The following is a 17,287-nucleotide window of genomic DNA, read 5'->3' as shown; positions in this document are numbered from 1 at the left end:
AGCTCACCTATCGGGACCGGGTCAGCTGACGTTGGCCGGGCCGAGGACGCTCTTCAGGTCACCCATCAGCGCGGTGGTGGCCGCGACCCGGAACGGTCCCAGCCGCAGCGTCGTCACCTTGCCGCCGTTGAGCAGCTTGACGTGCACCTCGGTGTCGCCGGGATGCAGCACCAGGGTCTCCTTGAGCCGTTCCACCAGCGGCGGCGTGCACCGGTGCACCGGGATGGTGAGCGTGACCGGCTTGTTCGCCGGGTTGCTGCTGACGTCCGGCATGGACATGTCCATTGCCATGATCCGTGGGGTGTCGTCGCGGCGGTCCACCCGCCCCTTGACCACCACGATCGCGTCCTCGGCGATGTACTGCCCGATCACCTCGTAGGTGTTGGGGAAGAAGAGCGTCTCCACGCCGCCGGCCAGGTCCTCCAGGGTGGCCGACGCCCAGGCCCGGCCCTGCTTGGTGACCCGGCGCTGCACGCCGGAGAGGATGCCGGCGAGGGTGACCACCGCCCCGTCGGGCACCCCGCCCTCCTCGGCGAGCGCGGCGATGGTGGTGTCGGCCGCCGCGCCGAGGACGTGCTCCAAACCGAAGAGCGGGTGGTCGGAGACGTAGAGGCCGAGCATCTCCCGCTCGAAGGCCAGCTTGTCCCGCTTGTCCCACTCGCTCTCGCCGATGGTCGGCATGACCGTGGTGCTGCCGCCGGTGTCCGCCTCGCCGAAGCCGGCGCCGAAGAGGTCGTACTGACCGACGGCTTCCTTGCGCTTCACGTCGGCGTACGCGTCGATGGCGTCGGCGTGCACGGCGAGCAGGCTCTTGCGGGTGTGCCCGAGCGAGTCGAAGGCACCGGCCTTGATCAGCGATTCGATGGTCTTCTTGTTGCAGACCACCGCGTCCACCTTGGACAGGAAGTCGTAGAAGTCGGCGTAGTCGCCCTTCTCCCCCCGGCACCGCATGATCGAGGCGACCACGTTCGCGCCGACGTTGCGCACCGCGGCCAGACCGAAGCGGATGTCCTTGCCGACCGGGGTGAACGGCCCGGCGGAGGTGTTCACGTCCGGCGCCAGCACCTGGATGCGCATCCGGCGGCACTCGGACAGATAGAGCGCCATCTTGTCCTTGTCGTCACCCACGGAGGTGAGCAGCCCGGCCATGTACTCGGCCGGGTAGTGCGCCTTCAGGTACGCGGTCCAGTACGACACCAGCCCGTACGCTGCGGAGTGCGCCTTGTTGAAGGCGTAGCCGGCGAACGGGACCAGGACGTCCCACACCGCCTGGATCGCCTCGTCGGAGTAGCCGCGCTCGCGGCAGCCGTCCCGGAACGGGATGAACTCCTTGTCGAGGATCTCCTTCTTCTTCTTGCCCATCGCCCGGCGCAGCAGGTCGGCCTGGCCGAGGGTGTAGCCGGCGAGGATCTGCGCGGCGCGCTGCACCTGCTCCTGGTAGACGATCAGGCCGTGGGTGGGGGCGAGGATCTCCCGCAGCGGCTCCTCCAGCTGGGGGTGAATCGGGGTGATCTCCTGCTGGCCGTTCTTGCGCAGCGCGTAGTTGGTGTGCGAGTCGACGCCCATCGGGCCGGGCCGGTACAGCGCCAGGACCGCGGAGATGTCCTCGAAGTTGTCCGGCTTCATCAGCCGCAGCAGCGAGCGCATCGGCCCACCGTCGAGCTGGAACACCCCGAGGGTGTCACCCCGGGCGAGCAGGTCGTAGGCGGCCTGGTCGTCCAACGGCAGCGCCAGCAGGTCGAGCTGCCTGCCGTGGTTGAGCTCGATGTTCTTGACCGCGTCGTCGATGATGGTCAGGTTGCGCAGGCCGAGGAAGTCCATCTTCAACAGCCCGAGCGACTCGCACGTCGGGTAGTCGAACTGGGTGATGATCGCCCCGTCGGCGTCCCGGCGCATCAACGGGATGTGCTCGATGATCGGCTCGGCGGACATGATCACGCCGGCGGCGTGCACGCCCGTCTGCCGGATCAGCCCCTCGATGCCCTTGGCCGTGTCGATGACCTTGCGGACGTCCGGGTCCGACTCGTAGAGGCCACGGATCTCGCCGGCCTCCGCGTAGCGGGAGTGCTTCGGGTCGAAGATGCCGGTGAGCGGGATGTCCTTGCCCATCACCGCCGGCGGCATCGCCTTGGTGATCCGGTCACCCACCGCGTACGGGAAGCCGAGCACCCGGGCCGAGTCCTTGATCGCGGCCTTCGCCTTGATCGTGCCGAAGGTCGCGATCTGCGCGACCTTGTCCTCGCCCCACTTGTCGGTGACGTACTTGATGACCTCGCCGCGCCGACGCTCGTCGAAGTCGATGTCGACATCCGGCATGGAGACGCGCTCGGGGTTGAGGAACCGCTCGAAGATCAGGCCGTGCTGGATCGGGTCGAGGTCGGTGATGCCCAGCGCGTACGCGACAAGCGAGCCGGCGGCCGAGCCACGACCCGGACCGACGGCGATGCCCTGGCTCTTCGCCCACTGGATGAAGTCGGCGACCACGAGGAAGTACGACGGGAAGCCCATCTGGTTGATGACGCCCAGCTCGTACTCGGCCTGGACGAGGTGCCCCTCGGGGATGCCGCCCGGGTAGCGGCGGGCCAGGCCGGCGAATGTCTCCTTGCGGAACCAGGACTCCTCGGTCTCCCCCTCCGGCACCGGGAAGCGGGGCATCATGTTGTGGAACTCGAACATCCCGGTCGGGTCGACCTTCTCCGCGACCAGCAGGGTGTTGCGGCAGCCCTGCTGCCACAGCTCGGAGGAGTCGACCGCGCGCATCTGGTCGGCGGACTTGACGAAGTAGCCGCCGCCCTCGAAGCGGAACCGGTTCGGGTCGGCCACGTTGCTGCCGGTCTGCACGCAGAGCAGCACGTCGTGCGCCTCGGCCTGCGCCTCGTGGGTGTAGTGCGAGTCGTTGGTGACCACCGGCGGGATGTCGAGCTTGCGGGCGATCTCGGTGAGCCCGTCGCGGACCCGGCGCTCGATGTCGAGGCCGTGGTCCATGATCTCCAGGAAGTAGTTCTCCTTGCCGAAGATGTCCTGGTAGCTGGCGGCGACCTTGAGGGCCTCGTCGAACTGCCCCAGCCGCAGCCGGGTCTGCACCGCGCCCGAGGGGCAGCCGGTGGTGGCCATGATGCCCTCGGCGTGCTCGGCGATCAGCTCCATGTCCATCCGGGGCCACTTGACGTAGTGGCCCTCCATGGAGGCGCGCGAGTTCAGCGTGAACAGGTTCTTCAGGCCCCTGGCGTTCCGCGCCCACATGGTCTTGTGGGTGATCGCGCCGTTACCGGAGATGTCGTCGCGCTTCTGCTCCGGGCGGCCCCACTTGACCCGCGCCTTGTGGTAGCGCGACTCCGGCGCGACGTACGCCTCGACGCCGAGGATCGGGGTGATCCCGGCGGCCATCGCCTGCTTGTAGAAGTCGTTCGCGCCGTGCATGTTGCCGTGGTCGGTGATCGCCACCGCCGGCATGCCGAGCCGGTTGGCCTCGACGAAGAGGTCCTTGAGCCGGGCCGCGCCGTCGAGCATCGAGTACTCAGTGTGCACGTGCAGATGCGCGAACGAATCGCCCATGCAGAGCGCCCCCCCGGGTCGGATCATGGGTTGGTCAAGGCCGTCGGCCCACCCTACCGAGATCCGATCAGGGCCGGCGAGAGCCGCGCGGGCCGACCTCGCGACAGGTGTCGGACGTCTCGTCCGACGTGGGGCAGTCCCGCGCCGATGGTCGGAGTCGGCTGCCGGACTCGACCGGGTCGGCCGGCGATCTCGGCCGTACGCTCGGGGAACGGCACCGGCGAGCATTGGACACCCGCCATGCCCCTCGGAGACGACATCGACGCCCTGGCCCGGTCCGCCGCGCATGGCGACCGGGCGGCGTTGGACGCCCTGCTGGTCGCGGTGCGGCCGGACGTGCTGCGACTCTGCGCCCGGTTCCTGCCGAACCGGGAGGACGCCGAGGAAGCCTGCCAGGACACGCTGCTCGCCGTGGCCAACGGGATCACCCGGTTCGAGGGCCGTTCCTCGTTCCGCACCTGGCTGCACCGGCTGGCCGCTAACCGGGCCCGCTCGACGTACCGGGCGCTGCGCCGCCGCTGGCTGCTGGAGACGGGCGGAGTGCCGCTGCCCGACCGGGCCGACCCCCGGCGGACCAGCGTGGTCGCCGGCACCCGCCTCGACCTGCTCGACGCGCTCGATTCGGTCCGCCCCGACCTGGCCGAGGTGGTGACGTTGCGTGACGTCCTCGGGCTGAGCTATCACGAGATCGCCGCTCTGCTGGATGCACCGGAGGGGACGGTGAAGTCGCGGCTCCACCTCGCCCGGCAGTTGGTCCGGCAACGACTCGGCGACGATCGGAACTGAACAGCCGAACGGCGAACGGAACCGGCGGTGGTGGCGACCAACAGGGTGAACGGCCCATCCCGACGAAGGAGCCCCACCATGCGACCCGCCCCGATCCGCCGGCTCGCCGCCACCGTGGCCACCGCCCTCGCCGTGGTCGTGGCGGCCGCCGCCTGCGGCACCGACCCGGTCTCGCCGCTGCCCGTCCAGCCGCCCGGCTCGTCCAGCCCGACGCCGACGTCCACCCCGACCCTGTCCGCTCCCCCGACGTCGCCGACCGTTGCACCGACCACCGGGCGCGCCGTTCCGGCACCGCCCCTGCCGACCAGGACCAGGGGTACGCCCCGACCGACCCCCTCGCCGACCGGGCTGCCCGCCGCCTGCCAGGGTGCCGTCCGGTACGACCTACCGCTCGCCGAGACCGAACTGGAGCTGCTGAAGTCGCTCTGTTTCGCCACCGGAGCGGTGCTGCGGATTCAGGGCATCGGGCCGGGCCTGGTCACCGTGGACCGCCAGGACCTGGTCTCCCAGCACTACGAGGGCGGGGTGGTGGACATCCGCTTCGTCCGCCCCGGCACCGTCGCCGTCATGATCCCGAAGGGGGACAGAACGCACACGATCACTGTCGTGGTCAGGTAGCAACCGGCCCCTACCGCACCCGCACCCCGGCGAGCAGCGTGTCGACGAAGTCCGGCCCGCTGCCCGCCGGCGGTGTGATCTGCACGTAGACCAGGCCGGTGCGGCCGGGACCCAGCCCGGCGGCCTCGACGATCACCGGCCTGCCCCGGTCGCAGCTGAACGTGACCACGACCCAGTCGACGCCCGCCTGCCGGGTGGCCCGCGCCGGCAGCGCGATGCAGTCGGCGTGCGGGTGCTCGGCGACGAAGCCGGCCGGGGTCGTCCGCGCGGCCGTGCTGGCGGAGAGGCCAACGAACGCACCCGGCAGCGCCGAGTCCGCCGCCCACCGACGCGGCTCCGGTGACATCACCAGCGCCGGTTCGAGGTTGCCGTCGTCCGCGTACCGGCCGGCCCACCCTTCTCCGGTGGCCCGCCATCCCGCCGGCAGGGTGACGGTGATCGGCCCGCTCGTGTGCGTCGCGCTGCCCGGACCGCCGGACCCGGTGCCGGTGGTCGTGCCGCCCGGCTCGGCGGTGGTGCCACCCACCGCCGCGACGACCACGACGGCCACCCCGGCGACCTTGACGCGGTAGCGGCGCGGTGCGGCGTACGCCCGCCCCTGTCCGTCGGGCGTCGCCCGATTCAGTGCCGCGCGGAAGGCCGCCGCATCCGGATGGCGGTCGGCCGGGTGGGCCGCGGTGGCTCTGCCGAGCACCGCCGCCACCCGCGGCGGCACGCCGTCGCGCAGCCGGACCCCGGAGCCGGGGCGGCCGGCGTCGACACCGAGGAGCCGGAACCCGAGCCGGCCCAACCCGAACACGTCGGCGCGGGTGTCGACGACCGCGAGCGGGTCGTCCTGCTCCGGCGCCATGTAACCGGGCGTCCCCGCCCGGGCGGTCAGCCCTGAGGCGGCGGCGAGCGCCTTGGCCAGCCCGAGATCGGCGATCAGCACCTGTTCGCCGGCCGGGCCCGCACCGGTGGCCTCCGGCGTGCCAGAGCGGAACAGGATGTTGCCCGGGGTCAGGTCCCGGTGCACGATGCCGTACCGGTGCAGGACCGCAACCCCGGCCGCGATCTCACCGAGCAGGCGCACGGCGGTCGCCGCGGGCAGCGGGCCCCGCGCCAGGCGGTCCCGCAGGCTGCCCCCGTCCGCCCAGGCCATCACCGAGTACGGCCGGCCGTCCGCCAACTCGCCGACGGCGTGGACCCGGACCAGGCGCTCGTGGTCCAGCCAGCGCAGCAACCGGGCCTCGTCGAGGAACCGTTCCCGGACCCGCAGGTCGTGGCTCCAGTTCTCGGCCAGCACCTTGATCGCGACATGGGAGTCGAGCGCACTGTCGTAGCCCAGCCAGACCATCGCGAACGAGCCCACGCCCAGCAGCCGCTCGATGCGGTAGGAGCCGATCTGCACCGGAGCGGTCACCGCGTCACCCCCGGGCCAGCGCCGCCGGTTGCCGTTTCACCTCGACAGTAGACCGCCGAGCCGGCGCGACGGCAGCCCTCGACCGCCGGCCCGTCCGCACCAGCGGCCTCGACCTGGCGCCGCGCCAATCAGGTGTACCAGAACACGATGATGTCTCGCTCGACAACGAACGGTGGTGGTGGCGAGCCTCGTCGCGCTGCGCCGCCCCGGCTACGGCTATGCGCTGCTGCAACGACTCACGGACCACGGCTTCCCGGTGGACGCCAACACCCAGGAGAGCCGGCCGCGCAAGTTCTACCGGACCAGCGACGAGGGCAAGTCCGTGCTGCGCCGGCTGCTCGACGACTTGGCCGCCGTGCAGACCTCCATGACCGGGCTGATCGAAGGAGCCGACCGATGACCACCCTGACCGACCGCTACCTCGCCGCGACCCTGCGATCGGTACCCGCCCCGCGCCGGGAGGAGATCGCCACCGAGCTGCGCGCCTCGATCGAGGACATGATCGAGGACCGGACGACAGGCGGGCAGGACACCGCCACCGCCGAGCGGGAGGTGCTCACCGAACTGGGCAACCCCGCGCAGCTCGCCGCCCGCTACGCCGACCGCCGGCTGCAGCTCATCGGCCCGACCTACTACCTGGCCTGGGAACGACTACTCAAGCTGCTGCTCAGCTTCGTACCGGCGACCGTCGGCGTCGTGGTGGGCCTGGTAGAGGCGACCGGCGGGGACAACCCCGGCGGGGCGGTCGGGGCCGGCATCGCCAGCGCCCTCCAGGTGGCGGTCCAGATCAGCTTCTGGGTCACCCTGGTCTTCGCGGTGCTGGAACGGACCAACATCCCGCTGTGCCTGCCCGAGTGGAGCGTCGACCAGCTCCCGGAGGGACCGGTCGACCGGCAGATCACCCGGACCGACACCGCAGCCGCGATCGTCTGGCTGACGTTCGTCATCGCGTACCTGCCGTGGCAGCACTTCCAGTCCTGGGTCTCCGACGACGGGGGCCGCAACCTGCCGATCCTCGACCCGGCATTGTGGAGCTTCGCCCGGGCCTGAAGCGCGCCCGAGCAGGGGCGCGGGCGCATGGAGCCGGTCGACCGATCGCCGACGACCACCCACGCCGCGCGCTACGAAGCTGATGTCGTGGATGGATCGCCGGGCGACGCGGCCGGGGGCCGTGCGGACGACGACGAATCAGCGCCGCAGCGGTGACTCGTTCACGACATCAGCTTCGTAGTACCTCGCCGGGATGTCCGGAGCCCGCGCGCCACCGCGACCCGGGGCGCGCCGGCACCGACGGTCAGGCGTCGACGACCGCCATCACGTCGTCGGAGACGTCGAAGTTCGCGTAGACGTTCTGCACGTCGTCGCAGTCCTCCAGCACGTCGATCAGCTTGAAGATCTTGCGCGCGCCGTCGGCGTCCAGCGGCACGTTCATGCTGGGGATGAGGGCCGACTCGGCCGACTCGTACTCGATGCCGGCGTCCTGCAGGGCGGTGCGGACCGGAATCAGGTCGGTCGGTTCGGAGACCACCTCGTACGCCTCGCCGAGGTCGTTGACCTCCTCGGCGCCGGCGTCGAGGACCGCCATCATCACGTCGTCCTCCGACGTGCCGGCCTTGGGGACGATCACCACGCCCTTGCGGGAGAACATGTACGACACCGAGCCGGCGTCAGCGAGCGAGCCGCCGTTGCGGGTCAGCGCGGTGCGCACCTCGGTGGCGGCGCGGTTGCGGTTGTCGGTGAGGCACTCGATGAGCATCGCCACCCCGCTCGGGCCGTAGCCCTCGTACATGATGGTCTGCCAGTCGGCGCCGCCGGCCTCCAGGCCGGAGCCCCGCTTGACCGCGCGGTCGATGTTGTCGTTCGGTACCGAGTTCTTCTTCGCCTTCTGGATGGCGTCGTAGAGCGTCGGGTTACCCGCCGGGTCGCCGCCGCCGATCCGGGCCGCGACCTCGACGTTCTTGATCAGCTTGGCGAACATCTTGCCGCGCTTGGCGTCGATGACGGCCTTCTTGTGCTTGGTGGTCGCCCACTTTGAGTGGCCGGACATCTCGTACCTCCGTCTGTCATTCCACGCCTGCGTCGACTGCCCGCGCCGACTCCACGCCCCAACCGGCGACAGGACGGCCGGTCGGCTCCGCGTGGACGGCTGCGGCGGGCGATGGCCCTGCCGAATCGCGGCAATCCTACCGAGGCCGTGCCCCGGCATGTCACACCCGGCACCCCGTGCGGGGCGGCGTCGGGGCACCCGGGCCACAGAGAGGACAACCGCCGTGGGCCGGAAAACATGCCCGACCGGCACGCGAGAGGGGCCCGCCCGGTGCGGACGGGCCCCTCTCGCATCGCTCAGGCGGCCCGGACCAGCTCCACGAAAAAGCGGTGCAGCCGCAGGTCACCGGTGAGTTCCGGGTGGAACGACGTGGCCACCAGGTTGCCCTGCCGGACCGCGACGATCCGGTCGGCGGACGGCCCCTCGGTGACCCGGCCCAGCACCTCGACACCGGCACCGACCCGCTCGACCCAGGGGGCCCGGATGAAGACGGCGTGGAACGGCTCGCCCTCGATCCCGGTGATCGCCACCAGCGCCTCGAACGAGTCGACCTGCCGACCGAACGCGTTGCGCCGCACCGTCATGTCGATGCCGGCGAAGCCACGCTGGTCGGGCCGGCCGTCCAGGACCTCGGTGGCCAGCATGATCATGCCGGCGCAGGACCCGTAGACCGGCATGCCGCCGGCGATCCGCTTGTCGATCGGTTCGCGCATCTCGAAGATGTCGGCGAGCTTGCCGATGGTGGTGGACTCGCCCCCGGGGATGACCAGCCCGTCGACCGCGTCCAGCTCGGTCGGACGGCGGACCGGGCGGGCGTCGGCGCCGGCCCCGGCCAGGGCCGCGACGTGCTCGCGCACGTCCCCCTGGAGCGCGAGCACACCGATCCTCGGCTGGTCACCCATCGGCGTCACCAACCGCGCTCGGCCAGGCGGTGCGACTGCGGGATCTCGTCGACGTTGATGCCGACCATCGCCTCGCCCAGGCCACGGGAGACCTTGGCGAGCACGTCCGGGTCGTCGTGGAAGGTGGTCGCCTTGACGATCGCGGCGGCGCGCTGGGCCGGGTTACCCGCCTTGAAGATGCCGGAACCGACGAATACGCCCTCGGCGCCGAGCTGCATCATCATGGCGGCGTCGGCCGGGGTGGCGATGCCTCCCGCGGTGAAGAGCACCACCGGCAGCTTGCCGGTCTGGGCGATCTCCTTGACCAGCTCGTACGGCGCCTGGAGCTCCTTGGCGGCGACGAACAGCTCGTCCTCGGGCAGCGACTGCAGCCGGCGGATCTCCTGACGGATCTTGCGCATGTGGGTGGTGGCGTTGGAGACGTCACCGGTGCCGGCCTCGCCCTTGGAGCGGATCATGGCCGCGCCCTCGGTGATCCGGCGCAGCGCCTCGCCCAGGTTGGTCGCGCCGCAGACGAAGGGGACGGTGTAGGCCCACTTGTCGATGTGGTTGGCGTAGTCGGCCGGGGTCAGCACCTCGGACTCGTCGATGTAGTCGACGCCGAGCGACTGGAGGATCTGGGCCTCGACGAAGTGGCCGATGCGGGCCTTGGCCATCACCGGGATCGAGACGGCCTCGATGATGCGGTCGATCATGTCGGGGTCGCTCATCCGGGAGACGCCGCCCTGCGCGCGGATGTCCGCGGGCACGCGCTCCAGCGCCATGACGGCGACCGCACCGGCGTCCTCGGCGATCTTGGCCTGCTCGGCGTTGACCACGTCCATGATCACGCCGCCCTTGAGCATCTCGGCCATGCCCCGCTTGACGCGGGCGGTGCCGACGACGGGCGTGGCGTTGGCGTTCGGGGAGGTGGATTCGGGCACGGGTCATCGCTCCTTGGACGTGCTCGGGGGGTGGCTGCCAAAAATGCTACGACGTGGTCAACGCCGGTCCGACAGCCAATCAGACCCCCGGTGGCCTGCAATGTGGCCCGCATCACCCCTGGCCAGGCCCCCAGGGCGGGGTCGCCGGGCCGCGCCGGTCAGCCGGTGGTGACGTCCGCCGGGACGGCGAGGGTGGGGTCGTCGACGTCGAAGTAGCGCGGCCACTCGTGCCGCCGTCCCATCCGGAACAGGCGTACCAGCGGACGGCTGCGGGACGTCCGGGCGTCCCGCACCAGGTCGGTGTGCACCTGCCGGGCCAGCGCCAGCCGGCGGCTGGCCGCCACGACGGCCTCGCAGACCGGGTCCGCCGGGTCCAGCTCCACCGTACGCAGCTGCCGGGTGAGGTCGTTCTCGGCCGCCTCCCGCTCCTCCGGCTGGGCGTCCAGCGCGATCCGGGCCGCCGCGTACAGCTCGAGGCCGTACCGCTGCTCGGCCAGGACCGCGGCGGCCGCCGCGCGGCGCAGCAGGTGCGCGTCGAGCGCCCGGGCCGCCGCCTCGGCGCGGGCCTGCAGCCGCTCGACCCGGCCGGCCGTCCAGATCAGGTACGCCGAGACGAGCCCGACGACCAGGACCGCGCCCACCACCCACCACATGCCCGGCATCGTAGTGCTGCTCCGTTCCCGACCGGTTCGGCGCGGCTGCTGCCGACGCACTCGTCACATCGGCCCCAGCGGCCTCGCCGCTCAGCCCGTCCCCACCCATTCCTGGTCGATGACCCGACCGTCGGTGGCTTCGATCGCCGCTGCGTATACCTCCAGAACGCGGCGGGCAACCACGGGCCAGTCGAAAATCGCCACCGCCTGGTCGCCGCAGGCGGTCAGCGTGGCCCGCTGGTCGGCGTCGTCGAGCAGCTCGGCGAGTGCGCCGCGCAGCGCGGCCGGGTCGCCGGTCGGGAAGAGCCGGCCCGCCCGCCCGCCGTCGAGCACCCGGCGAAACGCGTCGAGGTCGCTGGCGACCACCGTGGTGCCGGCGGCGAGCGCCTCGGTGAGGATCATCCCGAAGGATTCCCCGCCGGTGTTCGGTGCGACGTAAAGGTGCACGCTGCGCAGCATGCGTGCCTTGTCCGCCTCGGAGACCTGACCGAGGAAGGTGACCCGGTCGCGCAGCTCGGCGGGGAACTGGTCGTACAGGTCGTCCGGGTCGCCCGGGCCGGCCACCAGCAGGCGCAGCCCGGGGCGTCGGCGGGCCAGCTCGACGAAGGCGTCGCGGAGGACCGGGAAGCCCTTGCGGGGCTCGGTGAACCGCCCCAGGAAGCCGAGCGTGCCGCCGGTGCCCGGGTCGCACTCCCCCGGCCAGCCGGGCAGCGGCTCGACCCCGGTGAACTTGGCCATGGTCACCCCGTTCGGGATTTCCACCGCGCCGCCGTCCATGTGCTCGACCTGCACCTTGCGCGCGAGGGCGCTGACCGCGATCCGGGCGGTGATCCGCTCCAGCAGGATCTGCAGCACACCCTGCGCGGCGGAGAGCACCCGGGAACGGGTCATCGCGGTGTGGAAGGTGGCCACCACCGGGCCGCGGGCGCAGAGCACGGCGAGCATGGACAGGCTGGGTGTCAGCGGCTCGTGCACGTGCAGCACGTCGAACTCGCCCCGGGTGATCCAGCGCCGCACCCGGGCGGTGGAGACCGGCCCGAACGCGATCCGGGCCACCGACCCGTTGTACGGCAGCGGCACGGCCCGCCCGGCGGACACCACGTACGGCGGCAGCGCCGAGTCCTCGTCGGCCGGGGCGAGCACGCTCACCTGGTGCCCCAGCCCGATCAACGCCTCGGCCAGGTCCATGACGTGGTTCTGCACCCCGCCGGGGACGTCGAAGGAGTACGGGCACACGATGCCGATCCGCATTGCGGCCGCTCCCTCAGATCGTCCCGGTGGTGGCCGGCGACTGCGCCGAGGGACTCGGGCCGCCGTCGGTCGCCGCGCGCTGGTCCAGCCACATCCGCTGCAACATGTGCCAGTCTTCCGGATGCCGGACGATGCCCGCCGCCAGACTGTCGGCAATCCGTTGGGTCAGCACCCGGACCCGCTGGTCCAGCGGCCCGCTGTCCGGGGCGGGCAGCTCCACCGGCCCCTCGAGGGAGGCGCACGCGACCTCCGGCTCGTACCACAGGGAGGCGACGTAGAGCGGCGCCCCGGTGCGCAGCGCGAGCAGGGCCGGCCCGGCCGGCATCCGGGTCCGCCCGCCGAAGAAGTCGACCTCGATGCCCCGGGCGGAGAGGTCCCGGTCGGCCAGCAGCGGCACCACGGCCCCCGCCCTCAGCCGGTCCACCAGCACGTCGAACGTGGGCCGGTCGCCGCCATGGGTCGGCAGGATCTCCATGCCCAGGCCCTGCCGGAAGGCGAGGAACCGCTCGTAGACGCCCTCCGGCTTGAGCCGCTCGGCGACGGTGGTGATCGGCCAGCCGGTGGCCGCGACCCAGGCGCCGGCGGCGTCCCAGTTGCCGGCGTGCGGCAGCGCCACCACCGCGCCCCGGCCCGCCGCCACGTCGGCGCCGAGCATTTCGTGTCCGTCGAGGCGGAACCCGGCGAGGATCTGCCGGCGGCTCAGCGCGGGCAGCCGGAAGGCTTCCATCCAGTACCGGGCGTACGACCGCAGGGCGCGCTTGACCAGCGCGTCCAGCTCGGCCTCGGGCAGGTCCGGGCCGACCACCCGGCGCAGGTTGGCGGCCAGTCGGGCGGTACCGCCGCCGGCCCGGCGGTGGGCGCGGTCCGCGCCCGCCCGGAAGGCCGCGGCCACCACGGGCCGGGGCAGCGCGCGGACCAGGCGCCAGCCGGCGACGTAGCCGAGCTCGGTGAGGTTCACTCCCGGCCGACCAGCTGGGCCTGCCGGTACACGTGGGCCATCCGCTGCCCCACCGTGAAGATCGAGACGGCGGCCAGCAGCCAGAGCGCGATCTCCAGGGCCAGCGGCACGCCGAGGCCGGTGAGCACGCCGCCCACCCCGACGATCAGCAGCCGCTCGGTGCGCTCGGCGATGCCCACGTTGGCGGTCATGCCGAGCCCCTCGGCGCGGGCCTTGACGTAGGAGACCAGCCCGCCGGCGGCCAGGCAGATCAGCGCGGCGGCCGTCCCGGCGTGGTTGCCCTGTGAGGCCAGCCAGTACGCGACCGCGCCGAAGACGGCGCTGTCGGCGATCCGGTCCATGCTCGAGTCGAGGAACGCGCCGAACCGGGTGGAGCCGCCGCTCATCCGGGCCATCGTCCCGTCGAGCAGGTCGGTGAGCGCGAAGAACGTGACGATCAGCGCCCCGGCGACCAGGTGCCCGCGTGCGCCTAAGCCGAGCGCGCCGACGAGCACGCCGAGGGTGCCGGTCACGGTGACCGCGTTGGGGGACACGCCGGCGCGGAGCAGGCCGCGCGCGACCGGCTCCACGACGCGGGTCATCCCCGCGCGGGCCGTTACTTGGAAGATCTTCGCCATGGCGGTCCCACGATAACGGCCTGCCGCGATCCGCGATACGGCCGGTCGTGCCGATCCTCGGAGGGAGGCTTGTGCGGGGTGGGCAACGGGTGTGAGATCGGAAGTGGGGGTGAGCCAGCTCACCGACCCGCCCGTTGATTACCCGTCGTCCAGGAAACCACCGGAGGATATCGCCGCGGCACCCGCCCGGGCCCGCTTCCCCGTCGCGCGCGGCGGTCGCCACCACCACCGGCTGAGGGAGGTGCGCCGCGATGGCGCAGAAAAATCAGGAGAAGGGTGTCACCGGCGGCGCGCCGGTGGTGACCGAGCCCAGCAGGGTTCGCAACGTGGTGCTCGTCGGGCACTCCGGTGCGGGCAAGACCACCCTGGTCGAGGCGCTGCTCGCGGCGAGCGGCACGATCGGCCGGGCCGGCAGCGTCACCGACGGCACCACCGTGGGCGACCACGACCCCGCGGCCGTACGCCAGCAGCGCTCGGTGAGCCTGGCCTGCGCCCCGCTGCTGCACTCGGACGTCAAGGTCAACCTCCTGGACACCCCCGGCTACGGCGACTTCGTCGGCGAGCTGCGGGCCGGCCTGCGGTCCGCCGACGCCGCGCTCTTCGTGGTCTCCGCCGTCGACGGGATGGACGCGGCCACCGCCGCCCTCTGGGAGGAGTGCGCCGCCGTCGACATGCCGCGCGCCGTCGCGGTCACCCGGCTGGACCACCCGCGCGCCGACTTCGACGAGGCGGTGGCGCTCTGCCAGCGGGTCTTCGGCGACAACGTGCTCCCGCTCCACCTGACGATGCTCGGCGACGACGGGGTGTCCGTGGTGGGCCTGCTCGGGTTGATCACCCGGCGGGTCTTCGACTACACCGCCGGGTTGCCGGCGGCGGTGCGCGAGCCGGACCCGGAGCACCTGCCGGCGATCGTGGAGTCCCGCAACGAGCTGATCGAGGGGATCATCGCGGAGAGCGAGGACGAGACCCTGATGGACCGCTACCTCGGCGGCGAGGAGATCGACACCGAGGTGCTCATCGCCGACCTGGAGAAGGCGGTCGCCCGGGGTCACTTCTACCCGGTGGTGCCGGTCTGCGCGGAGACCGGCGTCGGGCTGGACGTGCTGCTCGACGGGCTGGTCTCGGCGTTCCCGTCTCCGCTGGAACACGAACTGCCGGCGGTCACCGGGGTGGACGGCTCGCCCCGGTCGCCGCTGACCTGCGACCCGGACGGGCCGCTGGTCGCCGAGGTGGTCAAGACCACCGTCGACCGGCACGTCGGGCGGGTCTCCCTGGTCCGGGTCTTCTCCGGCACGCTCCGCCCCGACCAGGTGGTGCACGTCTCCGGGCACGGCATGGCCGAGCGCGGACACCCGGACCACGACGCCGACGAGCGGGTCGGGCACATCTACAGCCCGCTGGGCGCGACGCTGCGCGAGGTGCCCCTGTGCGTCGCCGGGGACATCTGCGCGCTCACCAAGTCGGGCAGCGCGGAGACCGGTGACACCATCTCCGCCAAGGAGGAGCCGCTGCTCATCGCGCCCTGGGAGATGCCCGAGCCGCTGCTGCCGGTGGCGATCGTGGCGAAGAGCCGGGCCGACGAGGACGCCCTGGCGCGGAACCTGGCCCGGCTGGTCGCCGGCGACCCGACGCTGCGGCTGGAGCGCAACCCGGAGACCCACCAGCTGGTGCTCTGGTGCATGGGCGAGGCGCACGCCGACGTGGTGCTGGACCGGCTGCGCAGCGGCGGCGTGGAGCTGGAGACCGAGCCGGTGCGGGTGGCGCTGCGCGAGACGCTGACCGTCGTCGCCAAGGGGCACGGCCGGCACGTCAAGCAGTCCGGCGGGCACGGCCAGTACGCCGTCTGCGACATCGAGGTGGAGCCGCTGCCCCGGGGCGCCGGCTTCGAGTTCGTCGACAAGGTGGTCGGCGGGGCCGTCCCGCACAACTACATCCCGTCGGTGGAGAAGGGCGTCCGGGCGCAGCTGGAGCGTGGCCTGGCAGCCGGGTACCCGGCGGTGGACCTGCGGGTGACCCTCTTCGACGGCAAGGCGCACAGCGTCGACTCCTCGGACGCCGCGTTCCAGACCGCCGGCGCCCTGGCGCTGCGGGACGCCGCCGAGAAGGGGCAGCCGGCGCTGCTGGAGCCGGTGGACGAGGTGGTCGTCCGGGTGCCCGACTCCTCGGTCGGCGCGGTGATGGGTGACCTCTCCGGCCGGCGCGGCCGGGTGCTCGGCACCGAGCCCGACCCCGACGCCGAGGGCCGCACCCTGGTGCGCGCCGAGGTCCCCGCGACCGAGCTGCTGCGGTACGCCGTCGAGCTGCGCTCGATGACCGCCGGCGCCGGCGCCTTCCGTCGCGAGTTCGTCCGCTACGACCCGATGCCCGCCCACCTGGCCGACCAGGCCCGCAAGGAACACGTCACCCACCCCTGACGCACCCCTCCCCTCACCGCCGCCCCGCCCCCTGTCCGCAGCCTGCGGTCAGGGGCGGGCTGCGGGGACGGGGGGCATCGGCCAGTGCGGGCGGTCGGCGTCGCGCAGGGCGGCGGTACGCAGCGCCGCGAGCTGGCGCTCCACCTCGGCGAAGTGGTCGGGGGCGAGGGGCCCCCGGTGCAGGGCGGCAGCGTTCTCCTCGACCTGGGCGACGGTCCGCGCGCCGGGAATCGGGACCGTGCGCCCGCTGCGCGCCCAGATCCAGCCCAGCGCCCCCTGCACCAGGGTCCGGCCGTCGGCGGTCAGCGCACCCCGGACCGCGGCCACCCGACGCAGCCACTCCGGCGCCGGCCGGCCGCTGCGGAACCACTCCAGCCAGTTCGGGGCGGTGCCGCGGACGTCGTCGCGGGGCAGCGTCGAGGTGGTGGTGTACTTGCCGGTCAGCAGTCCCATCCCGAGCGGCCCGCGGGCCACGCTGGCCAGGTCGTGCTTGTCGCAGACCGCCAGCATGGCCGGCGCGTCCCGCAGCACCGACAGGCCGTGCTGCACGGCGGTGGCGCCCCGGGCGACCTGGGCGAAGGCCGCCGCCCGGTCGGGCCGGTCGGTGCTCCAGCCGTACGCCCGGACGAGACCGTCGGCGACCAGGTCCTCCAGCGTGCCGATCAGCGCCTCGGCCCGGGGCACCGGCAGGTCGCCGAGGTGCAGCTGGTAAAGGTCGATCCGGTCGGTGTCTAGCCGGCGCAGCGAGTCGGTCACCGCACGCCGCAGGTACTCCGGCGAGGCGTCCTCACCGGTGGCCTGCCGGGCCGTCTCGTCGAAGGTGTAGCCCCACTTGGTGGCGATCACCGCCTCGTCGCGGCGACCCGCGAGGGCCCGGCCGAGGATCCGCTCACCGTGCCCCGCCCCGTACGTGTCGGCGGTGTCGAAGAGGATCACCCCGAGGTCCAGCGCGCGACGGACCGCCCGGACCGACTCCTCGTCGTCCACCGCACCCCAGCCGAGCGGGCGGGCGCCCTCGGCCCACGGGCCGCCGATCGCCCAACACCCCATGCCGAGCGCGCCGACCTCGATGCCGCTGCGGCCCAACGTCCGCGTGGTCACTGCCATCGGCGCATCCTGCCACCTCGAGCGCGCTGGAGGGCAGGAAGCTCACCCGTCGTG

15 protein-coding genes are annotated in these 17,287 nt (G+C 72.6%); 5 read left to right on the top strand and 10 right to left on the bottom strand.

Annotation, left to right across the window (positions count from 1 at the left end; all coding sequences use genetic code 11):
* Positions 1-21: 21 nt before the first annotated feature.
* The gene (gene dnaE, locus SLP03_RS01350; protein WP_319458608.1) at positions 22-3,555 is read right to left on the bottom strand and encodes a DNA polymerase III subunit alpha; all 3,534 of its coding nucleotides are present in this window, start codon (positions 3,553-3,555) and stop codon (positions 22-24) included.
* A gap of 240 nt (positions 3,556-3,795) precedes the next feature.
* Between dnaE and SLP03_RS01345 the strand changes: the two genes are divergently transcribed.
* Both SLP03_RS01345 and SLP03_RS01340 read left to right on the top strand, forming a co-directional pair.
* Positions 3,796-4,341, top strand: coding sequence for an RNA polymerase sigma factor (locus SLP03_RS01345; protein ID WP_319458607.1), 546 nt, complete (start codon positions 3,796-3,798; stop codon positions 4,339-4,341).
* 78 nt (positions 4,342-4,419) lie between these two features.
* Positions 4,420-4,959, top strand: a complete 540-nt coding sequence (locus SLP03_RS01340; RefSeq protein WP_319458606.1) for a hypothetical protein — start codon at positions 4,420-4,422, stop codon at positions 4,957-4,959.
* Positions 4,960-4,969: 10 nt separating this feature from the next.
* Here the strand turns inward: SLP03_RS01340 and SLP03_RS01335 are convergent, their stop codons facing one another.
* A complete protein-coding gene (locus SLP03_RS01335) occupies positions 4,970-6,361 on the bottom strand; it encodes a serine/threonine-protein kinase (RefSeq protein WP_319458605.1) in 1,392 nt (463 codons plus the stop codon).
* A gap of 178 nt (positions 6,362-6,539) precedes the next feature.
* Here SLP03_RS01335 and SLP03_RS01330 point away from each other — a divergent pair, with 178 nt between their 5' ends.
* Positions 6,540-6,761 carry a hypothetical protein gene (locus SLP03_RS01330; protein ID WP_319458604.1) on the top strand — a complete coding sequence of 74 codons (222 nt, stop codon included), beginning with the start codon at positions 6,540-6,542 and terminating at the stop codon, positions 6,759-6,761.
* Positions 6,758-7,411 carry a permease prefix domain 1-containing protein gene (locus SLP03_RS01325; RefSeq protein ID WP_319458603.1) on the top strand — a complete coding sequence of 218 codons (654 nt, stop codon included), beginning with the start codon at positions 6,758-6,760 and terminating at the stop codon, positions 7,409-7,411. Before SLP03_RS01330 ends, SLP03_RS01325 begins: the two co-directional genes overlap by 4 nt.
* Positions 7,412-7,655: 244 nt before the next feature.
* On the opposite strand, the gene SLP03_RS01320 is transcribed toward SLP03_RS01325, so the two are convergent.
* The 7 genes from SLP03_RS01320 to pgsA form a co-directional block, all read right to left on the bottom strand.
* Positions 7,656-8,408: a YebC/PmpR family DNA-binding transcriptional regulator gene (locus SLP03_RS01320; protein WP_319458602.1), complete on the bottom strand. Its 753-nt coding sequence runs from the start codon at positions 8,406-8,408 to the stop codon at positions 7,656-7,658.
* Between the two features lie 296 nt (positions 8,409-8,704).
* Positions 8,705-9,310 (bottom strand): pyridoxal 5'-phosphate synthase glutaminase subunit PdxT, encoded by a 606-nt coding sequence (gene pdxT, locus SLP03_RS01315; protein ID WP_319458601.1) that lies wholly within the window; start codon positions 9,308-9,310, stop codon positions 8,705-8,707.
* A 5-nt stretch (positions 9,311-9,315) separates the two neighbouring features.
* Positions 9,316-10,233 carry a pyridoxal 5'-phosphate synthase lyase subunit PdxS gene (gene pdxS / locus SLP03_RS01310; protein WP_319458600.1) on the bottom strand — a complete coding sequence of 306 codons (918 nt, stop codon included), beginning with the start codon at positions 10,231-10,233 and terminating at the stop codon, positions 9,316-9,318.
* A 158-nt stretch (positions 10,234-10,391) separates the two neighbouring features.
* Positions 10,392-10,895 (bottom strand): hypothetical protein, encoded by a 504-nt coding sequence (locus SLP03_RS01305; RefSeq protein WP_319458599.1) that lies wholly within the window; start codon positions 10,893-10,895, stop codon positions 10,392-10,394.
* An 81-nt stretch (positions 10,896-10,976) separates the two neighbouring features.
* Entirely contained in the window at positions 10,977-12,137 is a 1,161-nt protein-coding gene (locus SLP03_RS01300; protein ID WP_319458598.1) for a glycosyltransferase family 4 protein, read from the bottom strand.
* Positions 12,138-12,150: 13 nt separating this feature from the next.
* Positions 12,151-13,095: a phosphatidylinositol mannoside acyltransferase gene (locus tag SLP03_RS01295; protein WP_319458597.1), complete on the bottom strand. Its 945-nt coding sequence runs from the start codon at positions 13,093-13,095 to the stop codon at positions 12,151-12,153.
* Complete coding sequence (gene pgsA, locus SLP03_RS01290; RefSeq protein WP_319458596.1) at positions 13,092-13,712, bottom strand: phosphatidylinositol phosphate synthase; 621 nt, start codon at positions 13,710-13,712, stop codon at positions 13,092-13,094. Before pgsA ends, SLP03_RS01295 begins: the two co-directional genes overlap by 4 nt.
* Positions 13,713-13,963: 251 nt before the next feature.
* On the opposite strand from pgsA, the gene SLP03_RS01285 reads away from it, so the two are divergent.
* A complete protein-coding gene (locus SLP03_RS01285) occupies positions 13,964-16,126 on the top strand; it encodes an elongation factor G-like protein EF-G2 (protein WP_319458595.1) in 2,163 nt (720 codons plus the stop codon).
* A gap of 48 nt (positions 16,127-16,174) precedes the next feature.
* Here SLP03_RS01285 and SLP03_RS01280 read toward each other — a convergent pair whose 3' ends face one another.
* Positions 16,175-17,233, bottom strand: coding sequence for an aldo/keto reductase (locus tag SLP03_RS01280; protein ID WP_319458594.1), 1,059 nt, complete (start codon positions 17,231-17,233; stop codon positions 16,175-16,177).
* Between the last annotated feature and the right edge of the window lie 54 nt (positions 17,234-17,287).

The organism is Micromonospora sp. RTP1Z1 (genome assembly GCF_033804685.1).
Taxonomy (GTDB): Bacteria; Actinomycetota; Actinomycetes; order Mycobacteriales; family Micromonosporaceae; genus Micromonospora.
Note: the sequence above shows the minus strand (reverse complement) of the source record. Positions and strands in the feature narration are given on the sequence as shown.

What these genes read in the sequence shown, in the direction of transcription:
- SLP03_RS01285 (WP_319458595.1), top strand. Translation starts at nt 13,964, where the DNA reads ATGGCGCAGAAAAATCAGGAGAAGGGTGTCACCGGCGGCGCGCCGGTG.
- pgsA (WP_319458596.1), bottom strand. Translation starts at nt 13,712, where the DNA reads ATGGCGAAGATCTTCCAAGTAACGGCCCGCGCGGGGATGACCCGCGTC.
- dnaE (WP_319458608.1), bottom strand. Translation starts at nt 3,555, where the DNA reads ATGGGCGATTCGTTCGCGCATCTGCACGTGCACACTGAGTACTCGATG.
- SLP03_RS01345 (WP_319458607.1), top strand. Translation starts at nt 3,796, where the DNA reads ATGCCCCTCGGAGACGACATCGACGCCCTGGCCCGGTCCGCCGCGCAT.
- SLP03_RS01280 (WP_319458594.1), bottom strand. Translation starts at nt 17,233, where the DNA reads ATGGCAGTGACCACGCGGACGTTGGGCCGCAGCGGCATCGAGGTCGGC.
- SLP03_RS01320 (WP_319458602.1), bottom strand. Translation starts at nt 8,408, where the DNA reads ATGTCCGGCCACTCAAAGTGGGCGACCACCAAGCACAAGAAGGCCGTC.
- pdxT (WP_319458601.1), bottom strand. Translation starts at nt 9,310, where the DNA reads ATGGGTGACCAGCCGAGGATCGGTGTGCTCGCGCTCCAGGGGGACGTG.
- SLP03_RS01305 (WP_319458599.1), bottom strand. Translation starts at nt 10,895, where the DNA reads ATGCCGGGCATGTGGTGGGTGGTGGGCGCGGTCCTGGTCGTCGGGCTC.
- SLP03_RS01325 (WP_319458603.1), top strand. Translation starts at nt 6,758, where the DNA reads ATGACCACCCTGACCGACCGCTACCTCGCCGCGACCCTGCGATCGGTA.
- SLP03_RS01340 (WP_319458606.1), top strand. Translation starts at nt 4,420, where the DNA reads ATGCGACCCGCCCCGATCCGCCGGCTCGCCGCCACCGTGGCCACCGCC.
- SLP03_RS01300 (WP_319458598.1), bottom strand. Translation starts at nt 12,137, where the DNA reads ATGCGGATCGGCATCGTGTGCCCGTACTCCTTCGACGTCCCCGGCGGG.